The 24,409-nt window shown below is 57.2% G+C and carries 20 protein-coding genes; 4 read left to right on the top strand and 16 right to left on the bottom strand.

Annotated features, from left to right (window positions below):
• Position 1: 1 nt before the first annotated feature.
• The 6 genes from QMZ18_RS02655 to QMZ18_RS02680 all read right to left on the bottom strand — a co-directional run bounded on the left by QMZ18_RS02655 (position 2) and on the right by QMZ18_RS02680 (position 4,338).
• Positions 2-919: a GNAT family N-acetyltransferase gene (locus QMZ18_RS02655; protein ID WP_282604678.1), complete on the bottom strand. Its 918-nt coding sequence runs from the start codon at positions 917-919 to the stop codon at positions 2-4.
• A gap of 121 nt (positions 920-1,040) precedes the next feature.
• Positions 1,041-1,460, bottom strand: coding sequence for a Fur family transcriptional regulator (locus tag QMZ18_RS02660; protein WP_282604679.1), 420 nt, complete (start codon positions 1,458-1,460; stop codon positions 1,041-1,043).
• 154 nt (positions 1,461-1,614) lie between these two features.
• Positions 1,615-2,031, bottom strand: coding sequence for a MucR family transcriptional regulator (locus QMZ18_RS02665; RefSeq protein ID WP_282604680.1), 417 nt, complete (start codon positions 2,029-2,031; stop codon positions 1,615-1,617).
• 204 nt (positions 2,032-2,235) lie between these two features.
• A complete protein-coding gene (locus tag QMZ18_RS02670) occupies positions 2,236-2,763 on the bottom strand; it encodes a GNAT family N-acetyltransferase (protein ID WP_282604681.1) in 528 nt (175 codons plus the stop codon).
• 9 nt (positions 2,764-2,772) lie between these two features.
• A complete protein-coding gene (gene tsaB, locus QMZ18_RS02675; RefSeq protein WP_282604682.1) occupies positions 2,773-3,555 on the bottom strand; it encodes a tRNA (adenosine(37)-N6)-threonylcarbamoyltransferase complex dimerization subunit type 1 TsaB in 783 nt (260 codons plus the stop codon).
• Positions 3,556-3,747: 192 nt separating this feature from the next.
• Entirely contained in the window at positions 3,748-4,338 is a 591-nt protein-coding gene (locus QMZ18_RS02680) for a malonic semialdehyde reductase (RefSeq protein WP_282604683.1), read from the bottom strand.
• Positions 4,339-4,564: 226 nt separating this feature from the next.
• Between QMZ18_RS02680 and QMZ18_RS02685 the strand changes: the two genes are divergently transcribed.
• Complete coding sequence (locus QMZ18_RS02685; protein WP_282604684.1) at positions 4,565-5,683, top strand: polysaccharide deacetylase family protein; 1,119 nt, start codon at positions 4,565-4,567, stop codon at positions 5,681-5,683.
• Positions 5,684-5,749: 66 nt separating this feature from the next.
• Here the strand turns inward: QMZ18_RS02685 and QMZ18_RS02690 are convergent, their stop codons facing one another.
• The 7 genes from QMZ18_RS02690 to murJ all read right to left on the bottom strand — a co-directional run bounded on the left by QMZ18_RS02690 (position 5,750) and on the right by murJ (position 12,850).
• Positions 5,750-6,781, bottom strand: coding sequence for a glucosaminidase domain-containing protein (locus QMZ18_RS02690; protein WP_282604685.1), 1,032 nt, complete (start codon positions 6,779-6,781; stop codon positions 5,750-5,752).
• Positions 6,782-6,844: 63 nt separating this feature from the next.
• A complete protein-coding gene (locus QMZ18_RS02695; protein WP_282605585.1) occupies positions 6,845-7,402 on the bottom strand; it encodes a NifU family protein in 558 nt (185 codons plus the stop codon).
• A 144-nt stretch (positions 7,403-7,546) separates the two neighbouring features.
• Positions 7,547-8,065: a universal stress protein gene (locus QMZ18_RS02700; protein ID WP_282604686.1), complete on the bottom strand. Its 519-nt coding sequence runs from the start codon at positions 8,063-8,065 to the stop codon at positions 7,547-7,549.
• 9 nt (positions 8,066-8,074) lie between these two features.
• The gene (locus QMZ18_RS02705; protein ID WP_282604687.1) at positions 8,075-8,869 is read right to left on the bottom strand and encodes a TIGR02186 family protein; all 795 of its coding nucleotides are present in this window, start codon (positions 8,867-8,869) and stop codon (positions 8,075-8,077) included.
• Positions 8,866-9,777: a sulfite exporter TauE/SafE family protein gene (locus tag QMZ18_RS02710; RefSeq protein ID WP_282604688.1), complete on the bottom strand. Its 912-nt coding sequence runs from the start codon at positions 9,775-9,777 to the stop codon at positions 8,866-8,868. The genes QMZ18_RS02705 and QMZ18_RS02710 overlap by 4 nt, the downstream gene beginning before the upstream one ends.
• A 365-nt stretch (positions 9,778-10,142) precedes the next feature.
• Positions 10,143-11,171 (bottom strand): tryptophan--tRNA ligase, encoded by a 1,029-nt coding sequence (gene trpS / locus QMZ18_RS02715; RefSeq protein ID WP_282604689.1) that lies wholly within the window; start codon positions 11,169-11,171, stop codon positions 10,143-10,145.
• A gap of 125 nt (positions 11,172-11,296) precedes the next feature.
• Positions 11,297-12,850, bottom strand: coding sequence for a murein biosynthesis integral membrane protein MurJ (murJ, locus tag QMZ18_RS02720; protein ID WP_282604690.1), 1,554 nt, complete (start codon positions 12,848-12,850; stop codon positions 11,297-11,299).
• A gap of 196 nt (positions 12,851-13,046) precedes the next feature.
• Between murJ and QMZ18_RS02725 the strand changes: the two genes are divergently transcribed.
• Complete coding sequence (locus QMZ18_RS02725) at positions 13,047-13,913, top strand: amino acid ABC transporter substrate-binding protein (protein WP_282604691.1); 867 nt, start codon at positions 13,047-13,049, stop codon at positions 13,911-13,913.
• Positions 13,914-13,978: 65 nt separating this feature from the next.
• Here the strand turns inward: QMZ18_RS02725 and QMZ18_RS02730 are convergent, their stop codons facing one another.
• The 3 genes from QMZ18_RS02730 to mutS form a co-directional block, all read right to left on the bottom strand.
• The gene (locus tag QMZ18_RS02730; RefSeq protein ID WP_282604692.1) at positions 13,979-15,190 is read right to left on the bottom strand and encodes a homoserine O-acetyltransferase; all 1,212 of its coding nucleotides are present in this window, start codon (positions 15,188-15,190) and stop codon (positions 13,979-13,981) included.
• Positions 15,191-15,330: 140 nt separating this feature from the next.
• Positions 15,331-18,195 carry a [protein-PII] uridylyltransferase gene (locus QMZ18_RS02735; RefSeq protein WP_282604693.1) on the bottom strand — a complete coding sequence of 955 codons (2,865 nt, stop codon included), beginning with the start codon at positions 18,193-18,195 and terminating at the stop codon, positions 15,331-15,333.
• 179 nt (positions 18,196-18,374) lie between these two features.
• Entirely contained in the window at positions 18,375-21,041 is a 2,667-nt protein-coding gene (mutS, locus tag QMZ18_RS02740; RefSeq protein WP_322097164.1) for a DNA mismatch repair protein MutS, read from the bottom strand.
• Between the two features lie 338 nt (positions 21,042-21,379).
• On the opposite strand from mutS, the gene QMZ18_RS02745 reads away from it, so the two are divergent.
• Complete coding sequence (locus QMZ18_RS02745) at positions 21,380-21,880, top strand: hypothetical protein (protein ID WP_282604695.1); 501 nt, start codon at positions 21,380-21,382, stop codon at positions 21,878-21,880.
• 108 nt (positions 21,881-21,988) lie between these two features.
• Complete coding sequence (locus QMZ18_RS02750; protein ID WP_282604696.1) at positions 21,989-24,274, top strand: NADP-dependent malic enzyme; 2,286 nt, start codon at positions 21,989-21,991, stop codon at positions 24,272-24,274.
• Positions 24,275-24,409 lie beyond the last annotated feature (135 nt).

Raw genomic sequence — 24,409 nt, forward strand, 5'->3', positions numbered from 1 at the left:
ACTAACCGTCGTCCTGCTCACCAGACGCAACGTTCTGAGGCGAGTGCGGATCCGAGTCTGACCGGGGCGATACGGCACCCATGGATGCAGCTGCAACGGCGCGTTCGGCGCGCTTGACCTCGTCACCTACGTAGTGGCGATAGTATTTTCCGGTCACCGATGCCATCCGCACGACGACACAGACATCGGTTGTTCCAAAGTCGTGGTCGACCACGGCACCGTCTCCGACGTAACCGCCAAGCCGAAGATAACCCTTCAAAAGCGGCGGCATCTCTCGCAGCGCTTGTCGCGGTGGAATTTCGTCCTGCGGTGCCAGATCCATGGCCGTGTATCTGCTGTCGACGGCACGAGGCCGCAGTTCCGGCGGCGCAAGATGATGCCGATACAAATAGGACAACGGCAATGCCAGTGCCTGCGGGTCCGTGCCTGGGAGGCTTGCACAGCCGAACATCAGTTCCACGTCATAAGCCATGACGTAAGCAACGATCCCTTTCCATAAAAGCTGCATCGCCCAGCCCTTGCGATAATTGGGGTCGATGCACGACCGGCCAAGTTCAAGGATTTCACCGGGGTGATTGAGCAGGTTCGAAATATCGTACTCGTCTGCCGAATAGAACTGCCCGCAACGTGCAGCAGCGTCCCGGCGCATCAGACGATAGGTTCCGATCACTGATTCCGGACCGTTCCCCAGCGATACATCGAACATCAGGAGATGATCGCAAAATTCGTCGAACCCATCGAAATCCCGCTCCAAAGCCGCAACTTCGGCAGAGGGCTTCGCGGCCATATCCTTATAGAAGACCCGATAACGCAACGCCTGTGCCGCCCGCACTTCCGCTGCAGATTCGGCGAGCCGAAGGACGATATTGTTCGACCGTTCTTCGACCGGCCGACCCTCAGTCGTATCCAGCAGTACCATCAGGGCAGTCCCCTCGCGATCGTGACACTGGCTTCACTTGATGAAAATTCCTTGATCAAGCGCTCCGACCGATCGGAACGATGCAGAGTTTACCGACGTCTCTCGACGCGTGCCTAATGAATTAATGAGACTCTTCACTCTGGCGAACCGCGTAGAGTTCTAGTCGATGACCGACCAGTTTGTAACCAAGAGAATCAGCAATCTGCTGCTGAATTTTCTCAATTGTCTCGTTGCTGAACTCAATAACATCACCGCTGTTAACATCGATCAGGTGATCGTGGTGCTCGGTCGGCACTTCTTCATAGCGGGCACGTCCATCACCAAAATCGTGGCGATCAAGAATATTGGCTTCCTCGAACAGCTTGACTGTGCGGTAAACCGTAGCAATCGAGATCCGCTGATCGTGTTTTGAGGCGCGTTGATACACCTGTTCAACATCAGGGTGATCGGTGGAATCGGAAAGTACTTGGGCGATGACTCGACGCTGTTCCGTCATCTTGAGGCCCTTGTCTATACACAACTGTTCTAGGCGTGACGTCATGATTCTGCCGTTAAATGGAACCTATCGTGCGTGACTATAACGTAAAAAGCACCGCCCGGCCAATGCAGAGCAGCGCTTTTTGAGCGTCGTAGCAGCGGCGCCGTTTTCCGAGCCGTCGGGAAGCCCAGGAAAAGTTGGCGACGGTAATTCCGCGTTACCGTCTCGTACGACGTGATTTTGTCCCCAAACCAATTTGTTTGGCGAGCCGGCTGCGTTGTTTCGCGTAGTTGGGTGCAACCATAGGGTAGTCTTGAGGGAGATTCCATCTCTCCCGGTAGTCCTCGGGCGACATATCGTAGGCCGTTTTAAGATGCCGCTTGAGCATTTTAAGTTTCTTGCCGTCCTCCAGACACACAATGAAATCTGGCGTGATCGATTTCTTGATTGGGACAGCGGGATTCGGGCGCTCGGCCGTCCGGCTGTCTGGCGAGCCTACATTCGCCAGAGTTTGATGAATTTCCCGAATTAGTTGTGGCAATTCAGTTACAGGGACTGAGTTGTTTGAGACATGAGCGGCAGCTACACGAGCCGTCAGCTCTAAAAGCTCGTCCGTTTGGGCTTCTTCAGGCATTATTTTTTCTTACTCGTTTGTGGACATTTGATATTTTGGGAGTTGGCTTCATATAAATCAACAATGTTTGCTTTGTCCACATGTATTATTTATCGAATTAGCTCGTTTTTTAGTTAAGGTCCATTTGTTTAGGTTGGAATCAAATCTCCAGAGGCACATAAGCACGCCTGCGGCGTCCCATAGCATCGACACTCGTAACACGAGTTAAGATTTAGTGCCAAACTGATCATCTAGAGGCTTGGACATGACAACAGCATCGACCCGGCGTAGCGGGTTGTCCCGCCGATAGTAGTTGGGTCTTACAGCCGTTTGCGCGAAGCCCATACGCTGGTAGAGCCGAATGGCCGCCATGTTGTCGACGGCGACTTCCAGAAAAACATCCCGCACGCCCAAACCAGTTGCCCGATGAAGTCCGGCGATCAAGAGGTCAGACCCTATGCCGCCACGCCTTGCAGACCCGATAACGCAAAAGGTGAGAACCTCACATTCGTCTGCAACCGCCCGGCACAGTATTATCCCCAGTGGCAAATCGGTCTCGTAGGATAGAAAACCAAAGGTTCCCGGCATCGCCAGCAAATCGGCAAAGGCCTCGGTGTGCCAGGGCTCATCCTGGAAACAGGCGCTGTGAAGCGCGGACGACAGAGCGGCGTCACTTAGAGTGAGATCACGGATCCTTGACCGGTGCTGCGGTACGGCCAACGTCGTGTCTTGCTTGATTGTCTTCTCAGACATGAGTGGCGTCTAAGATCCCTGTTTTGAGCGCACGGCCCCCGGCCGGGCGCCAAACGGGCGGCCGCCCGGCAAGGTTACGTCGGGTGCTCGAAGGTACAGCGGGCCGGGAGACGGGAGTTCCGGGTCGGGGAGGGGACGTCCAGCTGCCAAGGCGGCAACCAAAGACGCGTCTGTCAGACCCTTGCCTCGGGAAAATTTAAACTGCCGGCCCGCAGCTTTCAGCGAAGCACCTGCAACCTCAACAGCATCGCCGATCAGCACCAGGGGACCATCAGGCAAATAGGTATCAAGCTCATCCGGCAATAGAGCCGTCGGTGCCGTCAAGGGGTCCAAAAAACCCTGAGTCTGATCATTGGCTGAAAAGTCGTCACCCATCCTGAAAGCCTGCGCGTAGAGATCCGCACGCTTGGCATCAAGAACGGCGACCAGACTGTGCCCCGCGCACTCCTCCTGTAATGCAGCGGCCGCCACGGCCTCAAAGTTGGTTACACCAATAACCGGCCGGGACAGAGCCAGAGCAAAAGCCCGCGCGGTGGCAAGACCGATACGGACACCGGTGAACCCACCAGGCCCGAGAGTGACTGCAATTGCATCGAGCTGAGAATATTCGAGGCCGGCGCGCTCCATAACCTCGTCGGCCATAGGCACCAAACGTTCAGACTGTCCGCGCGACATGCTCTCAAAATACCGGGCGGCGATCTGGCCTTCGCTCCAGACAGCGCAGGAGCAGGCGGCGCCCGCAGCATCCAATGCCAATATGTTTCTGGAACGCTGCATATTACTCATTGTCATCAGCTACATCGCGACCACTCGCGGTCGCCTGAATGATAGGTACGAAGCCCTCATAAATGACACGGACTGAGATCAAGCAAGAAGAATTCGATGCAGTGCCAGCAAGGTATTGGGCGCCCTGGCGCTCGCATGCGGTGGTGTTGTATCAGCTTCACAGGATATTACGCCTGTCTTTCCTCGGTGTCTCTTGAACTACAGGACCTGACAGGCTTCCTCAAATCCGAGGCGGGGCGAGCGGGGCCGAAGTCCGGAGGCGTCACCATAACCAAGGCTACAGAGAAAGTTGGACTTGATACGTCCGTCAGGGAAGAACTCTTCATCGACCTTGGCGTTATCGAACCCTGACATCGGGCCGCAATCCAGCCCTACAGCACGAGCCGCCACAATAAAGTAGGCGCCCTGTAGTGAAGAGTTTCGAAACGCGGTGGCTTCGCAGTGTTCAGGCTTTCCCTCGAACTTCGATCGCGCATCGCCATGGGGGAACAGCTTAGGCAGCAGCTCGTAGAACTGCGTATCCTGGCCGATAATTGCCGTTACCGGAGCCTTCATGGTCTTTTCCGCATTGCCGGCAGACAACATAGGCTTCAATCGCTCTTTCGCCTCAGGTGTCGTCAGATAGACGACACGCATCGGGCTGCAGTTGAAGCTGGTCGGGCCCATCTTGGCCAGATCATAAACCGCCTCAAGCAGGATCGGGCTGACTTCCTGATCCAGCCAAGCCGAATGAGTCCTGGCGTCACGGAACAGGATTCCCAGATCAGTGTCGCTTAAGATAGTGCTCAAGGTTCTTCCCCTTCGTGGTCAACGCCGACAGCGGCTAACCGTTTTCCTCTGTATTCGCGTCGCAGAATAGACGGGTCCGAGCCAAGGCGAAAGCGGTCCAAAAATCCAAGGTTCAGAATGCGATAACAATTGCTGTGCTATCAAGATGCGTCGATCTGCAGCCGGTTGTTGCAAGATAACCGGGAAATTGGAAAGAAATCGTTTCGTATCAAAAGGATGGGCGGGCGTGACATCCCCTGTTGAAAAATCTTCTTCGGCCATGAACCTTTGCCGGGCTTTCGCAGCAGCGGCATACGTGAGCATGGGCCTCGCTGTTTTTTCGCCTCATGGCGCTGCCGAAGCCGCGAAGTCGCCGAATCTTGGAAACCCGGAAACGGCCACCCCGGCCGCGGACAACGGTGCAGTTGCCGTCATGTATCAGCGGTTTGGCGAAACCGGCTTCCCTGCCACCAACATTACACTGGAGCAGTTCGAAGCCCATATCGCGGAGCTGACATCGGGCGCCTACAAGGTTTTGCCGCTGGCGGACGTGGTGGCCGCACTGCGCGAGGGACGGTCACTTCCGGACCGCAGCGTCGTCCTTACCATCGATGATGCCTATCTTTCCGTCTATCGGGAGGCTTGGCCTCGATTGAGAGCGGCAAACCTGCCTTTCACTGTCTTCGTGTCAACTGACGTTGTGGACCGCAGTTACCCGGATTTCATGTCCTGGGAGCAGCTTCGCGAGCTAGCCGTCGATCCCAACGTCACAATCGGGCTTCATGGCTCAAAACACGGCCACATGATTGAAGCCACGGCAGATACAAACCGGGCAAAGATCAAACAATCGGGACAGAGGCTTCGCGATAAACTTGGATTTGCGGCCACGCTCTTCGCCTATCCCTACGGGGAATACAGCACAGAACTGGTCGAAGTCGTACGCGAGGCGGGTTTCGAGGCCGCTATGGGGCAGCAGTCCGGCGCCATTGGCCGTACCGAGGATCTCTTCACCCTTCCGCGCTTTCCTTTGAGTGAGCTTTACGGCGGTCCTGACCGGTTCCGTCTGACCGTCAACTCCTTGCCACTGCCTGTCACTGATGTCACGCCGGGTGATCTCCTGCTGACATCCTCGACCAACCCACCAGCCTATGGATTTACGGTGACATCCGAAGTGCGGTCTCTAAACGGACTTCAGTGTTACACCGGAAACCATGAGGTCGTAGTCGAACAGCTTGGATTGGATCGGGTCGAAGTGCGTATCGACAGCCCCCTCCAGCCCGGGCGGCGGCGGATCAACTGCACTCTGCCAGGGCCTGACCGGCGCTGGCGATGGCTCGGCAAACAGTTTTACATTCCGCGTTCGTAGCGTGTGATCGCTCTTGATCCCATCGATCATGAGTGTGGATGACGTTTAACCCAATTGGATCAGCCATTACGAGTCGGCGTCGATACCGGACGCCATCAGATCCGGAGAAGTTCCGAGGCGGGCACCGTTCAGTGATCGCAGGCTGTTGTCGCGGATCAGCCCGCTCAGCGCCTTCACGTAACCGGCGTTTTCCTCGGAATAGCGGGTCAGTGTTGATGCAAGGGCTAATCCTGGATCGCCAACCGAGTTCTGACGCAGCTTTGCCCGGCGGCGCCGCAAATCGCGGTAGGCATCGTGGGTATTGATATTCAGCATGTAGGCGCGAATGGCCGCCATCAGATCGGGAAAGCTTTTAACGCGGTAAGTTTCACCCTCTGCGCGCAGATCGGGCACGATGCCATCTTCTTCGGGATTCCAAGTTCTCTGACCGAATAGGGCATTGCCGTCTCTGGCGAAACGCGAGGTTCCCCAACCGCTCTCCTGGATGGCTTGCGCCATGATCAGGCTAACAGGAAGCTCGTCAAGACGCGCGAGTAACGTCTGCCAATCGCCAATTTCAGTGCCATAGCGGTTATTAACAGCGGCGAGCCATTGACGGTCGGCATATTCGAGCTGATCAATGCCAGATTCCATGGACAGCTTCGGATAGCGTTCGCGAAGTGTCACCCCATGGGCACGGTCCGCCCGTAATTCTTCGTTGGCCATCAATATCAGCGGCAGCAATGTACCAAAAAACAGCCTTTTCCGCCGCTGCGTGTCGGTCACTGACACCAAATTGTTCGGCAAACGCCGCACGTACATTCTGGGAACAAGCGCAGTGTCTGCCCGGATCGCTTCAAGATCAAAATCCGCTTGGTCCAGCAACGCCTCCAGATGATCCACCGTGACCGGACGAACAACTTCAGGCCTGATTAAGGGCTGCCAGTGATCCTGGTCGCCACGATCACCTGTCAGCAGGCCAGATACGGGCAGCCCCGACAACAGGACACTAATCGAAAGGCCGACCGCGGCAATCAACAAAAGGGTTGAAACACCAAAGGACGTTCGGCGAATTGCGGAAGCGCCGACGAGCCGCATGGCGCAGGTCCGTACTGTCATGCAAAAATCCTGATCCGTGCCGACAAGCGAACTGCGGGCTGCTACACGCAGCTGATAGAGCGGTTACGCGATGGCACGCACTTCCTGGACTTCGGGAATGTAGTGCCGAAGCATATTCTCGATACCCATCTTCAGCGTCGCGGTCGAACTGGGGCAGCCTGCGCAGGCGCCTTGCATATGCAGATAGACAACTCCCCCGTCAAAACCGTGGAACACAATATCGCCGCCGTCCTGGGCAACCGCCGGCCGGACCCGGGTATCAAGCAGCTCTTTGATCTGGGCGACGACTTCATCGGGCTCGCCGTCGTCGTCCGAGGGCAGATCCGGTGCTTCATCCGGCAGGAGAACAGGCCGTCCTGCTGTGAAATGCTCCATGATCACGCCAAGAATGGCCGGCTTAAGCAGGTACCACTCGCGGTCTTCTTCCTTGGTGACGGTAATGAAATCGCTGCCGAGAAAGACGCCGCTGATCCCAACGATGTCGAAGAGACGCTGAGCGAGCGGAGAACGTGATGCCGACGAGGGTTCGGGAAAATTTGCGGTCCCGGACTCGACAACGGGCCGGCCCGGAAGAAATTTCAAGGTTGCGGGATTAGGCGTTTGTTCGGTCTGGATAAACACGGTCATTTGCTCCAAGCAGCTGTGCGCCGCGACGGTAGTCACAGCGTAATCAGACTCTGAATGTGGTCGATTGCGACCGAAAGTTCAAGTTGGGAACTTCACAGCTTGCCAGCAGTCATCATGAGTGTGGTTCGAAAAGCAGGTTCAGCTGATGCTGTCGATAGTCTCGTTGTCGAGGTTATCAGGTACCAGAGTGATAGGAACCCGCAGTTTGCCCAAAAATTTACCGGTCAGGGCTGAAACAAGCGGCCCAGGTCCACCCGAACCGGTTTTCGCACCCAACACCAGGATCGAGACCTGTGGTTCTTCGTCCAGCAATTCAAAAAGCTGGTCGCGACAGTCACCTTCCCGCACGTATAGGACGGGCATGCTACCCGCCATCTCGTGAACCCCTGCTGCAAGCTTCTGAAGAAGCTGTTCGGCCTCGGCACGGGCTTCCTCGCGCATCAAGTCCCCGACCGCCATCCAATGCTGAAAATCAGAGGGTTCGGTCACATGCAGCAGCGCAACACGCCCGCCGGTATTCTTTGCGCGGCGGCAGGCAAACCGAAGCGCATGCTGCATTTCCTCGGATTCGTCGACGACAACGAGGAATATGCGGTTTGATCTTCCTGCCACAGGTTCCTGTTGTCCGCCGTTATCGATGTCAGCTCCGTCGCTCATAGGCCGCTATCAACCTTTCCGGAACACCACATGTCCCAACCATCCTGCCACTAGTGCGACAAGGATCGCAATCACTCCGTACAGAGCGGCGCGATTTTGAGCAAAATCAAATATCTCCGCCTCGACACCGATCTTGCTGACCGAGAGCGGTGTCGTCTGGGCACTGACCACACGCCCGTCCTGGAGGTGAAATACCTCTACAAGATAAGTCCCGGTGGGAACGTTCGCCGGCAACACGATCCTCGTACGAAACAGGCGCCGGCCCAGAAAACTGACCTGACCAATCTCCTGGGGAAAGAGACCGCTTCGTTGCTGATTGCGGATCAGGCCACTTTTCCACTGTTCAGCGATATTGGGCGAAGCCTTTGCCGGCGGCGGCGCGATCGGCAGGTATTCCACACCCATCTGGTGACGCCTCCGAACCGGTTCACCGGTGATCTCCTCAAGGGGGCGCGAAGATGCGATGGCGTAGAAACCCGGTACATTCTCGATGGTCATGGAAGCCGTATTAATCCAGATGCCCGCAACCCTGCTTTTGCGGTGCATCAAAACCGGGTAGCTGGGCCCTCGAACGATAACAACAATATCGCCCGCCTCTTCGGTCGCGCCGAACAGCAACACACTGGCTCCCGAAAACCCGGTTGTGATCGCGATCAGGTGGTCGGAAAGATCCGCGACCAGTGATGAGGCACGGGCAGACGGAATGCGGTAGAACGCAGTGACGGCGAGAATGCCGATGATAAGAATCACCCCTATGCGCATTCCCATCTTGCGCAGGCGGCAAGAACCGTGAAGCCAATTCATAGCGGAACCCCCACGGAATAGATGTCGATAGGCGGGGTAAAAAGGTCAACGAAAAGCTTCGAACAAACCGCGACGACCAGGATACCCAATAGGAGCCTCAGCCAGTCGCCTTGAAGGCGGCTGCCGATGCGGGTTCCGATCTGCGCACCGACAACGCTCCCGACCAACAGCAGCATCGCCAGGACAACATCCACGGTCTGGTTCTGGGCTGCCTGAAGAAACGTTACGTTTGCGGCCACGAAGATGATTTGAAACAGAGACGTCCCGATCACCATCGCCGTCGGCATGCCGAGCAAATAGATCATGGCCGGTACCAGAATGAAGCCGCCGCCGACCCCCATAATTGCCGATAGGACGCCCACACCGAAGCCGATGCCGAGCGGCACCAGCGCCGAAATATAAAGCCGGGACTTGCGGAACCGGGTCTTGAGCGGAAGCCCGTGAATCCAGGAATGCTGATGGAGTTTGCGAGGGGCGGCCTTGCGCCGCCGGCGCATCATGGCCCGCGTGCCCTCGATCATCATCAAGGCCCCGATGGTGCCCAGAAAAATGACGTAGCAGAGATTGATAACAAGGTCGATCTGACCAAGGCTGCGCAGGAGCGAAAAGAGGCCGACCCCAACGGTCGATCCTGCAAAGCCGCCACCAAGCAGCACCCATCCCATTTTGAAATCAACGTTGCCACGTCGCCAGTGCGCGAAGACACCCGACACAGAGGAGGCAATGATGTTATTTGCCTGAGTTGCAACGGCAACGACCGGCGGCACGCCGATGAATATCAGCATCGGCGTCATCAAAAAGCCGCCCCCGACGCCGAACAGACCGGACAGGAATCCGATAATCCCACCTAGGCCAAGCAGAAGAAGGGCGTCGACAGACAGTTCAGCGATCGGAAGGTATACCTGCATCGCTTTATGGAACTGAAACTAGGCGTAGCGGTCGCGGCATAGCGGCGCTTTGAACTGAGGTAAAAATCTATGAATCAGCGCGGCCGCGGAGCCGCTCTTTGTTGTTTCGAACTTACTGCGTTTTTTGTCCGAACGCCAATGGTTTAGGCGAGGTTTGTTTGCCAAATCGGAAAAAAGGCGACCGAAGCCTCTCAATTCATGCGCAGATTTCTATTCCCGAAAAATCACGGAGAGTCGAAATCAAACGCGTGACAATAGGTCAGAGGCTGAAGGTATTTCACCAAATCAGTGAAATGCCCCGGTCAGCCAATCGTTCGAACGACTAAACGGCGATTCCGTCTAACCCGGCTCTTCACTAAACAAATTTACGGACGCAAAAACCCGACCACGTCATAAACCTCGCGCAAGACTGGTTCAGCAACCGCGCGGGCGCGGGCGGCACCGTCGCGCAGAACGGCGTCCACATGGTCGGGCGCTTCGGTCAGACGCTTCATTTCCGATCCGATTGGTCCCAGCTTTTCAACCGCCACTTCCGTCAGCGCAGATTTGAAATCTGCAAAGCCTTTCCCTTCGAAGTCGCTCAGCACGTCGCCAAGCTCCTGTCCCGCCAGAGCTGCATAGATGGTCAGAAGATTGAAGGCTTCCGGCCTTGCACGGCGTAGCTCCTCGTCCAGCAGGCCGTTTTCACTAAGAATTTCAGGACCCGGAATCAATTCCGAATCGCTGGTTGCCTTGCGGATCTTCTTGGCAATCGCATCAGCATCATCCGTCATTGTAATGCGGCTGTATTCGGAAGGATCAGATTTGCTCATCTTCTTGCTGCCGTCGCGCAAGCTCATCACCCGGGTCGCGGCGCCGAAAATCAACGGCTCGGTCACGGGAAAGACCTCCTTGCCGAAATCACCGTTGAACTTGATGGCGATATCGCGAGTCAGCTCCAGATGCTGCTTCTGGTCCTCGCCAACCGGCACGTGGGATGCCTTATAAGCCAGAATGTCGGCCGCCATGAGCGTCGGGTATGCGTATAGCCCGACGCTGGCATTCTCACGGTGTTTTCCAGCCTTCTCCTTGAACTGTGTCATGCGGTTCATCCAGCCGAGCCGAGCCACACAGTTGAAGATCCAGGCCAGTTCGGCATGAGCCGAGACCTGGCTTTGATTGAAGATGATGCTTCGTTTTGGATCGATACCGGCGGCAAGATAAGCAGCAGTCACTTCCCTGGTATTTGCGATCAGCTCCTGCGGGTCCTGCCATACCGTGATGGCATGCATGTCGACAACGCAGTAGATGCAGTCGTAGTCAGCCTGCAGGCTCACGAAGTTTCGTATGGCGCCCAGGTAGTTTCCCAGATGCAGGTTGCCGGTCGGTTGCACGCCGGAAAAGATGCGCTTCATAACAAAAGATCCCGTTGATAACTGGGGCCGGGTTATCGCCGCTGCAGGGTGCGATGGTCAAGGTTTGGTTGCTGATTACCAGTCTGTTTAAAAAGCTGAACGATCAACTGGATTTGGACTTTACCCTATTGGCTATTCGCCCCGCGGCGAAGCAAGCTCCGAAGAGCCTCGCGGTCCATGGCGCCTGAGACCAGCGCCAGGCCGCCATAAACGATCAGTCCGCCTGCCACCAGCATCACAAGTGCCAGGATCCGGAGTTCCTGCGAAGCTTCGAACCAGGATGCAAGACTTTCGGCAGCAAACCACAGGGCAATACCCATCGCCGCTGCGGCCAGCGCGATGCGCGGCAGGCGCCGGCGCAATCCGGAGTCCGTTTTAAGAAACCCGAGCGAGCCAAGGCGCCCGCCCAGCAACAGTGCGTGGAGCCAGGCAGAGACTGAGGTGGCCAGCGCAATGCCTACATGCCCGAGGGGCCAGAACAGTGCGAGGCTAAGAGCGATGTTCACGCCAATTGATATCAGCGCCATTTTCAACGGCGTGACGGTGTCTTCGCGCGCATAGAACGCAGGCTGGAAGATCTTGATCAGCACGAAAGCAGGAAGTCCTGCCGCAAAAGCGGCGAGTGCCAAAGAGGTTGCATCTGTCGCCAAACGGTCGAAAGCGCCACGTTCAAAGAGAACGATCGTGATGGGTTTGGGAATGATGGCCAGCGCAACCGCCGCCGGCAGGGTCAGCAGCATGGCGAGTTCCAAACCTCGGTTGAGACTGTGCATGGCGGCTTCGTCGGCGCCGGCGCGCAGTTTACGGCTCAAATCCGGCAGCAGTACGACGCCGAAAGCAATCCCGATCAACCCGAGTGGCAATTGGTAGACCCGGTCCGCATAGTAAAGATAGGAGACGGCACCGGCCTGCAGGGTCGCGATCACGGTCCCGATCAGCAGGTTTATCTGAATCGCGCCGGCGGAGAGCATGCCCGGTAACATCAGCGCGATCAGGCGCCTGACACCGTCAGTAATTTTTGGCCGGGGCAAGCGTAGCTTCATTCCGGCGCGTGACGCTGCGATCATTAGCATCAAGAACTGTCCAACCCCCGCCACGGCAACGGTCCAGGCCAGCAAATGTCCGGGCATACCGGAAAACGGCAGGATCAGGACCAGCGCAATGATGAAGCAGACGTTTAGCAGAACCGGGGCCGCCGCCGCCGCCGCGAAGCGGTAAAGTGAGTTCAGAATTCCTGACAGCAGTGCGACCAGCGACATGAAGAGCAGATAAGGAAAGGTGATCCGGCTGAGCTCCACGGTCAGCGCGAATTTCTCAGGATCCTTCTCAAAACCCGGTGCCAGACCGTACATCAGCCATGGCATGGCCAACATGGCCAACAGAGAAACGACCGCGACCACGCTCAGCAGAACCGCGAGGGTATGCTCTGCAAAAGCCTTGGCAGCGGCTTCGCCCTCTTGTTCAAGGCGTTTCGCAAAAAGCGGCACAAAGGCGGCATTGAAGGCGCCCTCGGCAAAGAGGCGCCGAAAGAGATTTGGAAGCTTGAACGCCACAAAAAATGCATCAGCCACCGGGCCGGTACCAAGCACGGCCGCGATCAAAATATCGCGCACGAAACCCAGCACCCGGCTGAGGCCGGTATAGCCACCCACTGTGGCCAAGGAACGAATCAATGCCATACCCGCGCGTTTCTAGATCAAACGGGACCGGGAAGGAAGCCTGCGATTCCGGGCCAGCTTACCCCGAAAGGTACACGAGCGAATATCATGCTATGTCTGAGAGCGAGACAAACAACGCTCGCGCCTCCGCCCTTAAGCCTCACAGCAACAAATATCGATTGACGCGCCCCAGCACGCAACCGGAAGGAACAAAGGAATGAAAAGATCGTTTGGAACAGTACCAGTTATTGGAATGATTGCGGGCATCTTGGCGCTCGGGGGCATCGCCGGTGAGGCTGCTGCCGGTGCCCTGGAGCGCATAAAAGAAAGCGGCAAGATCAAAATCGCCTATCGTGAAGACGCTGCACCCTATTCGGTCAAGAACGCAATTGGTGAGCCGGCAGGCTACAGTGTCGACCTCTGCCGCGCGGTGGTGGTTCACTTGAAGGCGCATCTAAAACTGACCGAGATTTCGATCGACTATGTTGCGGTCGATTCGGCAAACCGCTTCGAAGCCGTCCAGAGCGAACAGGCGGACTTGCTGTGCGGCGCGGCCACAGCAACTCTGGCGCGGCGCGAGCTGGTCGACTTTTCCATTCCCATATTCGTCGACGGTGCCGCCGTCATGACCAAGCTTGAGGGCCCGAAGAACTTTGAGGCTCTAAAAGGACTAAAAATTGGGGTTCTGAAAGCCACCACAACTGAACAGCTGCTGCGTAACATCGTTGAGAAGACTGGCCTGGACTCCGAGATCGTGACAGTGACCAATCACCTGGATGGGCGCGGCAAACTGGAATCCGGAGAGATCTCCGCCTACTTCTCGGACAGGGCGTTGCTGGTATACCTCGCCGCACAAAGTACTGAACCCAAATCCTTCCGCATCGGTAAGCGTTTCTTTTCTCACGAGCCCTACGCACTGGCCATGAAGCGCGGCGATAGCGATTTCCGTCTGGCGGTCGACCGCGCTCTCAGCCGAATCTACCGCTCCGACAACATCTCCAGCATTTTTAACAATGCCTTTGGTGGTGGGAAGCCGAGCGACATCCTGCGGGCCATGTATCTGGTCAGCGCCCTGCCAGAATAGCTGGCGCAGACTGTGAGTACCCCACCGTCGTATAGCTTCAGCGGCAGTGGGGATCAGCTGTTCCGCTATTTTTCAAGAAAAGCTCGAATCTTTGCACCCGCCTGAGCGATCGAGAGCACGCCATCCAAATGCCCGCGCGTGCCCTGGAGTTCGACGATCTCGACCGGCGTGCCATCCGACTTAATGATCGATGCGGTGTCGCGAACCGCATCGCCGGGGAAAACCAGATCCTCGTCGCTGTGGATCAACAAGACCGGCGCCTCGATAGCCAGCAAGCCCTCATAAAGGCTTTTACCGTGTCCGGTATAAAACAGCTGATTGGCTTTGGCGAGATAGAGGAAATGATTGGCGTCCGAAGCTTTCGCGCGCGCCAGACCGGCCCCATCGAGCACGGCTTCGATCTTGAAGAGATTATCGAAAGCAGAGGCGGGGTCGGCCCCTTCCTTTGCCCAGCTACGCCCGAATTTCCCGTTCGACCACTCCCAATGCTGCGCGTGAAGTGTCACGATCTTCAAGGATTCGGCCAGTCCCTTCACAGGCGCATCACCGTCATAGTAGTCGCCACCGTTCCAGTTCGGGTCCAGTTTGATTGGCGCCGCCCAGATGTTGAGCCAGGCAATTAAGTCGCCGTCCGCCCAGCCAGATCCGATCACCGGGATCAGCCGCTCCACCCGCTCGGGATAGACAGCCGCCCATTCGTAGGCCTGCAGGCTGCCCATCGACGCGCCCATGACCGCATGCAGCTTCGAAATGCCGAGGCTATCCAGAAGCGCCTTCTGTACTTCGACAAAATCACGGATCGTAACGATCGGAAAATTCATGCCATAGGGCTTGCCCGTGTCCGGATTTATCGAGGCAGGGCCCGTGGTGACGACCTTGGGGTTTCCGGTTCCCAGATTGACCAGCGTATCCACTGAGATCACAAAGTACTTGCTGGTATCAATCGGCTTTCCGGCGCCGATGATCGAATCCCAATAACCCGCTCGTTGGTCGTCTGCGGCGTATTTGCCTGCCGCATGGCTATTGCCGGAAAAATAGTGGGTAATCAGGATGGCGTTGTCTTTTTGAGCGTTCAGCGTGCCGTACGTTTCCCAGCCGACTTTAACATCGCTGATGGTCTCTCCGCCCTGGGTGGTAAAATTGTCGAGCTCAAATCCCTGCTTTTGCACCAGCGGCTCGTAAGCAGTGACAGGTGTCATCATCAAGGTCATCGCCATGAAAGGCAAAACGATACGTTTGAAACAAAATGAAAAAATTCCGTCTCTCTGCTGATGCATCTTGAATTTCCCTTGCTTGACACTTCGGCAAGACCGACGAAGCGTCATTTTTCAAAGCCGCCGATTCACGAGAATTCAGGCTTCCATTCTCAAGGTATTTTTGCAATCACAGATATTTGTCGGACAACGTCGCGATGAACCTATTCGGCTGCAGCTTCAGGTTTCCGCTTGGTCACTTTTGCAGGCTTCTTGTCGTCAGCTTTCATCCCCGTGGCCTTCTTGGAAACAGAGGCTGGCGTACAGTCGTTACTCTCAAGGACCTCAAGAAGTTTCTTGCGGATACGAGTCAGCTTTGACTTGTTTTCAATCTTGGATCCCAGAGCGTCTTTCACGTAGAAAACATCCACTGCATGCGTGCCGTAAGTGGCAATGCGGGCTGTGGAGATCATCAGATTGAGCCGGGTTATGGCTGTGGTGAGCTGGTACAGCAGGGCGGGACGGTCGCGGCCATTGACTTCGATTACCGTATGAGTCGCACTGGCCTTGTTGTCGATAAGAACGCGAGGCGCCACCTTGAAGACGCGGTAGCGGCTGGGAATTGACGAGCGCTGACTGGCCAGCTCCTGAATCGGGCGCATGCCACCCGACAAAACCTTTTCAATGTTGGCAGAGAGGCGCTTGAGGCGCTCATCGCTTTCGAAGGCGCCACCCTCCACGGCATCGTGAACATAGAAGGTATCGAGCGCCATGCCGTTGGCGAGCGTGATGATGTTGGCACCCTCGATCGAGGCGCCACTGACTGCCATGGCGCCGGCGATCCTGCTAAACAGGCCTGGATGGTCCGCCGTGTAGATGGTGACCTCCGTCACCTCCCGATAACCGTCGACATGGGCGTCGATCTTAAGAGGAAGTTTCTCTCGCTCTGCTTCCCGTACCAGCAACGCGTGGCGTAGATGGGTTTCGGTATCCGCCGAGAGCCAGTAGGAAGGGTAGCCCCGCTTGATGTGGGCTTCGATCTCTTTCTTTGGCCAATCCGCGATTGCGGCACGCAGGGCTTCCTTGGCATGTTCGACTCGTCTAGCCCGGCCTTCGGACGAAATGCCGCCGGAGAGGACCTCCTCTGTGCGCCAGTAAAGATCACGCAGCAAGGCCGCTTTCCAGGCATTCCACACATTGGGTCCAACGGCACGGATGTCGGCAACGGTCAAGACCAGCAGCAGCCGCAGCCGCTCTGGCGACTGTACCAGTGCCGCAAAATCCTGGATGGTTTTAGGGTCATCGATATCGCGCTTAAAGGCGGTATCACTCATAGCCAGATGTCGGAGCACAAGCCAAGCCACCGTTTCGGTCTCTTCGGCGCTAAAGCCTAGGCGCGGGCAAAGCCGGCGCGCCACTTTGGCCCCTTCTTCCGAATGATCGCCCGGCCGGCCTTTCGCGATATCATGTAAAAAGACCGCAACGTAGAGCACGCGCCGCGACAAAACCTTATGGACGACTTCAGTGGCGATCGGAGCTTCCTCGGCCAATCGTCCCTGTTCGATATCATGCAGAATACCGATCGCGAAGATCGTATGCTCATCGACCGTATAGTGATGGTACATGTTGTATTGCATCTGCGCGACAACCCGCCCGAAATCGGGGATGAAGCGGCCAAATACACCGGCCTCGTTCATACGCCGAAGCGCCGTCGCCGGGTCCTCGTCTGCGCAGAGAATATCCATAAAGACCTTGTTGGCCTCCGGATCGTCTCTCAGAGCCTTCTTGATCAGCTTGAGATTCTGGGTGATCCAGCGCAGAGCGCGCGGATGAATGTCCAGATCGTGTTTTTGCGCGACGGCGAAGATGCGCAACATCTCAATCGGTGCGTTCGTAAAGACCCCTGCATCCTTAACCGACAATCGATCGCCTTCGAGCCTGAAACCACCAATCGAGCGGCGCCGGGACAGGGACGGCAGACGAAAACGCGAGCGGCGATTGTGTTCGGCCTCGAGCGTCGCGCAGAAGATTCGGGTCAGATCACCGACATCCTTGGCGATCAGGAAGTAATGCTTCATGAAACGCTCGACACCCTGGGTCCCGGCGTGATCGGTGTAACCCATCCAGTCGGCCAGGGACTTCTGGACATCAAAGGTCAGACGTTCCTCGGGACGGCCGGTCAGATAGTGCAGGGCGCAACGCAGGGTCCAAAGGAAGGCCTGGGCTTTCTCAAAGCGGCGGACTTCCTGACGCGTGAACACCTTTTGATCGACCAGCCGCGAAATGTCATCGACGTGATAGAGAAACTTCGAGATCCAGAAGAGCGTATGAAGATCGCGCAAGCCGCCTTTGCTCTCCTTGATATTGGGTTCCAGTGAATAGCGGGTGCCGCCGTTTCGCTTATGGCGCAGATCACGCTCGTTCAACTTCGCTTCGATGAACCTGGCGCCACCCTGGGCCTGCAGTTCCGACTGGAAGCGTTGGCGCAGCTCGACATAGAGACTCTGGTCACCCCAGAGCCAGCGGGCCTCAAGCAAGTTTGTGCAGATCGTCACGTCCGCCTTCGCCTGGCGAATACAATCAGACACTTTTCGGGTTGCATGACCGACTTTGAAGTTCAAATCCCAGAGGAAATAAAGCATGGCCTCTACGACCTGTTCACTGCGCGGCGTCATCTTGTAGGGCAGTAAAAACAGCAGATCGACATCCGACTGAGGTGCCAGCTCTCCCCGGCCATAGCCGCCCACGGCGACGAGAGAGAGCACTTCACCAGTCGAGGGGTTGGCCAGTGGGAAAAGGTGGGTCGTCACATGGTCGTAAACCACCCGGATCAACTGGTCGACCAGGTAGCAGTTAGAGCGCACCACGACGGTTCCCGAAGCCCGTTCGTCGAAGCGACGGCGCACTTCGGCCCGGCCGCCTTCGAGTGCATCCCGTAGAGCCGCCAGCACCTGCTTGCGGATCTCATTGTCGGACGCATCCGCTCCGACAATATCTTCAATCCGGCCGAGCAGAGTGCGCCGGTCAATTATGGCGCGCTTGTTCCGCACCTCCGTCTCAAACGACTCTTCCGGCAAAAGGTCCTGCATATCCAAATTCCGCAGCGAGAGCGCGATCGTTCTCGATTGAGACGATCAAGAGCGCGAATTCCCCTCCAAGAGACCGCAAAACACCAATTTTGGCAAGGCGTCAGACCTCTCAGCAATCACTTCTGTTCGTGCGGAGAGTTAAGCTTCAACCGACCTGTGAAAATGGAAACGAGCCTTCTTTACTCACGCCCGGAAAGAGTCTTCAACGCATAGAGCAACTCGAGTGCCTGACGGGGCGTCAGATCATCGGGATTGATCTCGGACAGTCTTTCTTCGACTGCGGAAGGTGCGGGGGCCGTTTCGGACATGCCTGCGCCACCTTCTCCAGGTGCCCGTTCTTGCGCCAAAGCCGCTGCGAAGAGCGGCAGGTCGTCTGCCAGACGCGTCAGAACACCGGCCTGTTCGCCCTGCTCCAGGGTCGCCAGCACCTCTTCCGCCCTGGAAACGACTGCATTCGGCAAACCCGCCAACTTGGCAACGTGAATGCCATAAGAGCGATCGGCGGCGCCGGCGGCAACTTCATGCAGGAAGATCACCTCACCCTGCCACTCCTTGACCCGCATGGCGTGGCACGCCAGCGCTGTCAGCTTGGCTGAAAGAGTGGTGAGTTCATGGTAGTGAGTGGCAAACAGCGCCCGGCTGCGATTGACTTCGTGTAGATGTTCAACGCAAGCCCAGGCGATGGAGAGACCATCGAAGGTCGCGGTGCCGCGGCCGATCTCGTCCAGGATTACCAATGAGCGCGGCGTGGCTTGATTGAGAATCACTGCCGTTTCGACCATCTCAACCATAAACGTGGAGCGACCTCGCGCCAGGTCGTCGGCGGCACCCACTCTGCTGAACAGGCGGTCAATCACTCCGATATGGGCGGCATCGGCAGGAACAAAGGATCCCATCTGCGCCAAAATCGCGATCAGGGCATTCTGGCGTAAAAAGGTACTCTTTCCCGCCATGTTGGGGCCGGTTATCAGCCACAGGCGCTGCTCGTCGGCCAGGTTACAGTTGTTGGCGACAAAGCTGCCTTCCTGGGTCTTTGCCAGAGCCGCCTCAACCACCGGATGGCGGCCTGCGGTGATGTCGAACGTCGAGCTATTATCGACTTTCGGCCGGCACCAGCGGCCCTGCAGTGCCAATTCGCTAAGAGCCGCAGCGACATCCAGTGTGGCCAATGCACCGGCAGCCAGGGCGACCACCTCGGCTCGGCCGTCAATTTCACCGACCAGATCCTCGAACAGTCTCATCTCGATGGCTTGGGCCTTGTCGGCCGCCGAAGCGATCTCCTGCTGCAACTCGGACAGCTCCACAGTGGAGTAGCGGACGGCACTGGCCAGGGTCTGGCGATGGATGAAAGGTGCCTCTTGTCCAGTCGGCATTTTTGGAGCATGGGTCGGCGTAACCTCAATGTAATAGCCGAGCACGTTGTTGTGCCGGATTTTGAGGTTTGTAATCCCGGTTTCTTCGGCATAGCGGCTTTGCAGCGCTGCAATCAGCCGCCGGCTCTCATCACGCAGACCGCGGTACTCGTCTAGCTTGGCGTCGTAGCCTTGGGCGATGAAACCACCGTCGCGGGCCAGCAGCGGCAGCTCCTCAGATAAGGCCCGCTGCAGCCGATCGACCAATTGATCATGGAATCCGAGGTCCTGAAGCACGGATGCCAATTTCTCGGGAAGGGGGGCGAGCTTTTTGTCCGCCAACATAGCCCGCATACCGCCAGCTTCACTCAGTGCATCCCGCACGGCCGCGAGATCGCGCGGTCCTCCCCGTCCAAGAGAAAGCCGCGACAGTGCGCGCGCGATGTCGGGACAGAGGCGCAACCGGCGTCTCAATTCTTCACGTAGCTGGTCGTTGCCGACCAAATAGTCCACGACATCCAGGCGGGCAGCAATGGCCGCCGCGTCCGTCAGGGGGGAGGCCAGCCAAGACGCGAGCAAGCGCGCCCCCGCCCCGGTGACGGTGCGGTCGATGGTCGCCAGGAGCGTACCGGCGCGGCCGCCGCTCAAGGCTTGGCTCAGCTCCAGATTTCTGCGGGTCGCGGCGTCGACCTCCATAACGCTGCCTTGACGCTGCCGACGGGGCGGCACCAGCCGGGGAAGGCGGCCTTTCTGTGTCAGCTCCACGTAGTCCAGCAAAGCGCCTACGGCAGCCAGTTCGGCCCGCTCGAACTCTCCGTAGGCATCCAGGGCCTTTACTTCGAAAATCGCCTCTACCCTGCGTTTGGCATTCTCGCTGTCAAAACGCGAGGCGGGGAGGGTCGTTAGCCGGTCCTTCCATTCGGCGAAGACCTCAAAGAGCTCGGGCCGCTGCGCCAGACGATCAGAGACAAGCATTTCGCCAGGCGCCAGACGCGCCAGCACAGCACCAAGGTCCCCGTAACCCAGTGGCTGCACGTGGAAATCACCGGTCGACATATCCAGCCAAGCAAGTCCGAGCCGGCCTGCAGAACTGCCGCCGGTTTCAGCCAGGGCCGCCAAAAAGTTATGGTTTCTGGCATCGAGCAATTCATCTTCGGTCAGAGTCCCTGGTGTAACCAAACGGACAACGTCACGGCGAACCACTGATTTACCGCCCCGCTTTTTGGCTTCGGCAGGGTTTTCAACCTGTTCACAGACTGCGACCTTGAACCCTTTGCGGATCAGGCGAGAAAGATAACCGTCAGCCGAATGCACAGGCACGCCGCACATGGCGATATCGGCGCCTTCGTGCTTGCCGCGTTTGGTAAGGGTAATATCCAGCGCCGCCGAGGCCACGACGGCATCTTCATGAAATAGTTCGTAAAAATCACCCATGCGATAAAACAGAAGGGCATGGGGATAGCCCGCCTTGATTTCCAGATACTGGGCCATCATCGGCGTGACGCTCCGGGCGGACTCGGTTGGCGGTGTGGCGGCTTTGCTGACGGCGTTGCTGGAATCGGGCATTGATACCGGACTGAATTAGGACGTGAATAGCGTAAAACAGTGAGCAATAGGCTGCGGCTTAGGAACAGCGCTCTCTGCGACCGAACAGCTTCGCACTTACTCTATCCCATGCCCTCTTTGCAAGCACGGGTAGGAGCAGGCAATATAACCTTATTAGGGTCGACGGCGGCAATAGAGCCTGCCGAAATCCGGTCGACGGCATCGAGCTATCAACGATGAAGCCGTAGAACTCGAGATCATCGACAAAGCGTAAGGAGTACGACGCCTTGCAGGACAACGGCATCGAGGAGACAACCGAGATCGTCGGGCGCTTCGCCGAGCGTGAAAATTTCAAAGCGGCGGTTGAAACCCTGCTTGCAGCTGGTTTCAGATCAAGCGACCTCTCGGTGCTGGATACTCATGAGGCCTTGAGCGCCAGCGAATCCACTGGCGCGGCCTGGCAGCAGGCCATGATTGGTTTGGTTGGTGAGATCAAGTATGTCGGACCAATCACAGCAGCAGGTCTGATCGCAGTTGCAACAGGCCCGGTCGGCGCAGCCATGGCAGGTCTTGTCGCGGCCGGATTGACGTCAGTCGCGCTGTCCGAATTGCTCACAACTCTGCGGGCTACGCCACATACCGAACAGTTCGCACGCGCGCTGGAATCGGGTACCGTCCTGCTTTGGGTCCGGACAATAAGTGAACAGCAAAGTGACGTCGCCGCGGAAATTCTTACCCGTCACGGCGCCGAGGACGTCCACAGCCATAGGCGCAGCCCACAAATCTAATCGCCACGATGTGGAAAGGGGACTACAACCCCGCCTGCGGTTCTGTACCAATAGAGAAACCAAAGAAAAAGCAAAGCCTGTACGGCTGCACACCGGAGAAAAGAATCTATGTCCAACGATAGCTCGCGCACCACTGATCAGGAAGCCCTCGACCTTCATTCAAGTGGGCGTCCCGGCAAGCTGGAGATCCGGGCGACAAAGCCGCTGACCACACAGCGCGACCTGTCCCTGGCCTATTCGCCCGGTGTTGCGGTTCCCTGCCTTAAGATCAGCGAGGATCCTTCAAAAGCCTATGACTATACCGCCAAAGGCAACACCGTCGCCGTCGTCTCAAACGGGACTGCGGTACTGGGTCTAGGCGATCTTGGCGCATTGGCTTCGAAGCCGGTTATGGAAGGTAAAGCGGTTCTCTTCAAACGCTTCGCAGATGTCGACGGGATTGATCTGGAGGTCGATACACGGGACGTGGACGAATTCGTCAACTGCGTCAGGTTCCTCGGTTCAAGTTTTGGCGGCATCAATCTGGAGGATATTAAGGCACCGGAATGCTTCATTATCGAACAGCGCCTGCGAGAACTGCTGGACGTACCCGTCTTTCATGACGATCAGCACGGTACGGCGATTATCGCGGCGGCGGGCCTGATCAACGCCGTCCATCTCACCGGACGGGAACTCGGTACCTTAAAAATGGTCATTAACGGGGCCGGTTCGGCAGGGATTGCCTGCGCTGAATTGATCAAGGCTATGGGCGTACCTCATAACAATATTCTGCTCTGCGACACCCGAGGCGTTATCTACCAGGGTCGCGAAGCAGGCATGAACCAATGGAAGTCTGCTCATGCGGTCGTAAGCGAGGATCGCAGCCTCGAGGATGCGGTCAAGGACGCCGATGTCTTTTTCGGTCTTTCAGTCAAGGGCGCCCTGACACCGGCGATGGTCAAGTCCATGGCGCCGCAGCCCATCATCTTCGCCATGGCAAATCCGGATCCGGAGATCACCCCGGAAGAAGTCGAGGCCGTGCGCGACGATGCCATCATCGCCACCGGGCGGTCCGACTATCCCAACCAGGTCAACAACGTGCTGGGCTTCCCATATATCTTCCGCGGTGCCCTGGATGTGCGGGCGTCGACCATCAATATGGAGATGAAAATCGCAGCCGCCGAATCTTTGGCGGCCCTGGCCCGGGAGGACGTGCCCGACGAGGTCGACCGGGCCTATGCCGGACGGCGTCTGCGCTACGGCAAGGACTACATCATTCCTGCTCCCTTCGACCCACGCCTGATCGTCGCCGTTCCAAAAGCAGTGGCACAATCGGCTATGGCCACCGAGGTCGCACGCAAACCAATCACCGATATGGCACTTTATGAGCAGGAACTTTCGGCGCGCCTCGATCCGGCGGCTGCCAGCCTGCAGGGAATTTTCGAAAAAGTGCGTGCGGCACCGGTCCGTAAGAGAATCGTCTTTGCCGAAGGCGAGGAGGCACCGACCATCCGCGCGGCGTTGGCCTTCCACAACGCCGGCTACGGCACGCCCGTCCTGGTCGGCCGGGAGGAGCGCGTCCGCGAGACCATGAAAACCATGGGTCTGAGCGGCGATTTCCTGGAGATTCACAATGCCCGGGTGTCGGAGCACAATACCCACTACGCAGAGTTCCTGTACCAGCGCCAGCAGCGCAGCGGAGCCCTGTTGCGAGACTGCCAACGTATGGTCAATCAGAACCGCAATGTCTTCGCTGCCTGCATGGTCGCAAACGGCCACGCAGACGGGATGGTTTCGGGCCTGACCCGCAGCTTTGGCGTCACCTACGAGGATATCAGCCACGCTATCGACCCCAAGCCGGGACACCGTGTCTTCGGCATGTCGATGATGATGCTCGATGGTCGCTCGGTCTTTATCGCCGATACCTCGGTCCACGAACTGCCAACTCCCGAACAACTGGCCGACATCGCCATTCAGAGTGCCGAGCAGGCCCGGGCGATGGGATATGAGCCGCGTGTTGCTTTCCTGAGTTTCTCGAATTTCGGCAACCCCATGCGGGCAAAAGCCTTGCGCATCCGTGAAGCTGTGGAGGTATTGGACGGCATGGAAGTCGATTTCGAATACGATGGCGAAATGCAGGCCAACGTCGCTCTGGATTACGACCTGATGCGACAACTTTATCCCTTCTGCCGTTTGGCCGGGCCGGCCAACATCCTGATTATGCCGGCACTGCATAGTGCCAACATCGTTTCAAAGCTGATCCAAAAGATCGGCAGTGGGACGGTCATCGGCCCCATGCTTCTGGGATTGAGCCATCCGGCACAGATCGTCACTCTGGGCGCGACGGTGAACGATTTGGTCACGGCGGCAGGGCTAGCCGCGCATGAGTCGATCACCCGAAAACAGTCGGTATGACGACTCTCCAGACAGGTGAATAGTCTTAGGCCTCAAGAACGACCGGATCCGCAGCCAACAAACTTGAATAGGGGGAGCAAAGGTCACCGAAAATGCGCAGAGTTGAGTCAATCTGTAATACTCCGGTGCTAGAGT

The sequence above is a fragment of the Pelagibius sp. Alg239-R121 genome (genome assembly GCF_947331435.1).
Lineage (GTDB): Bacteria > Pseudomonadota > Alphaproteobacteria > Kiloniellales > Kiloniellaceae > Denitrobaculum.

Bases quoted from the DNA above. Each gene is read 5' to 3' on its own strand.
- QMZ18_RS02655 (WP_282604678.1), bottom strand. From the start codon at position 919: ATGGTACTGCTGGATACGACTGAGGGTCGGCCGGTCGAAGAACGGTCG.
- QMZ18_RS02660 (WP_282604679.1), bottom strand. From the start codon at position 1,460: ATGACGTCACGCCTAGAACAGTTGTGTATAGACAAGGGCCTCAAGATG.
- QMZ18_RS02665 (WP_282604680.1), bottom strand. From the start codon at position 2,031: ATGCCTGAAGAAGCCCAAACGGACGAGCTTTTAGAGCTGACGGCTCGT.
- QMZ18_RS02670 (WP_282604681.1), bottom strand. From the start codon at position 2,763: ATGTCTGAGAAGACAATCAAGCAAGACACGACGTTGGCCGTACCGCAG.
- tsaB (WP_282604682.1), bottom strand. From the start codon at position 3,555: ATGACAATGAGTAATATGCAGCGTTCCAGAAACATATTGGCATTGGAT.
- QMZ18_RS02690 (WP_282604685.1), bottom strand. From the start codon at position 6,781: ATGACAGTACGGACCTGCGCCATGCGGCTCGTCGGCGCTTCCGCAATT.
- QMZ18_RS02700 (WP_282604686.1), bottom strand. From the start codon at position 8,065: ATGAGCGACGGAGCTGACATCGATAACGGCGGACAACAGGAACCTGTG.
- QMZ18_RS02705 (WP_282604687.1), bottom strand. From the start codon at position 8,869: ATGAATTGGCTTCACGGTTCTTGCCGCCTGCGCAAGATGGGAATGCGC.
- QMZ18_RS02710 (WP_282604688.1), bottom strand. From the start codon at position 9,777: ATGCAGGTATACCTTCCGATCGCTGAACTGTCTGTCGACGCCCTTCTT.
- trpS (WP_282604689.1), bottom strand. From the start codon at position 11,171: ATGAAGCGCATCTTTTCCGGCGTGCAACCGACCGGCAACCTGCATCTG.
- murJ (WP_282604690.1), bottom strand. From the start codon at position 12,850: ATGGCATTGATTCGTTCCTTGGCCACAGTGGGTGGCTATACCGGCCTC.
- QMZ18_RS02725 (WP_282604691.1), top strand. From the start codon at position 13,047: ATGAAAAGATCGTTTGGAACAGTACCAGTTATTGGAATGATTGCGGGC.
- QMZ18_RS02730 (WP_282604692.1), bottom strand. From the start codon at position 15,190: ATGCATCAGCAGAGAGACGGAATTTTTTCATTTTGTTTCAAACGTATC.
- QMZ18_RS02735 (WP_282604693.1), bottom strand. From the start codon at position 18,195: ATGCAGGACCTTTTGCCGGAAGAGTCGTTTGAGACGGAGGTGCGGAAC.
- mutS (WP_322097164.1), bottom strand. From the start codon at position 21,041: ATGATGGCCCAGTATCTGGAAATCAAGGCGGGCTATCCCCATGCCCTT.
- QMZ18_RS02750 (WP_282604696.1), top strand. From the start codon at position 21,989: ATGTCCAACGATAGCTCGCGCACCACTGATCAGGAAGCCCTCGACCTT.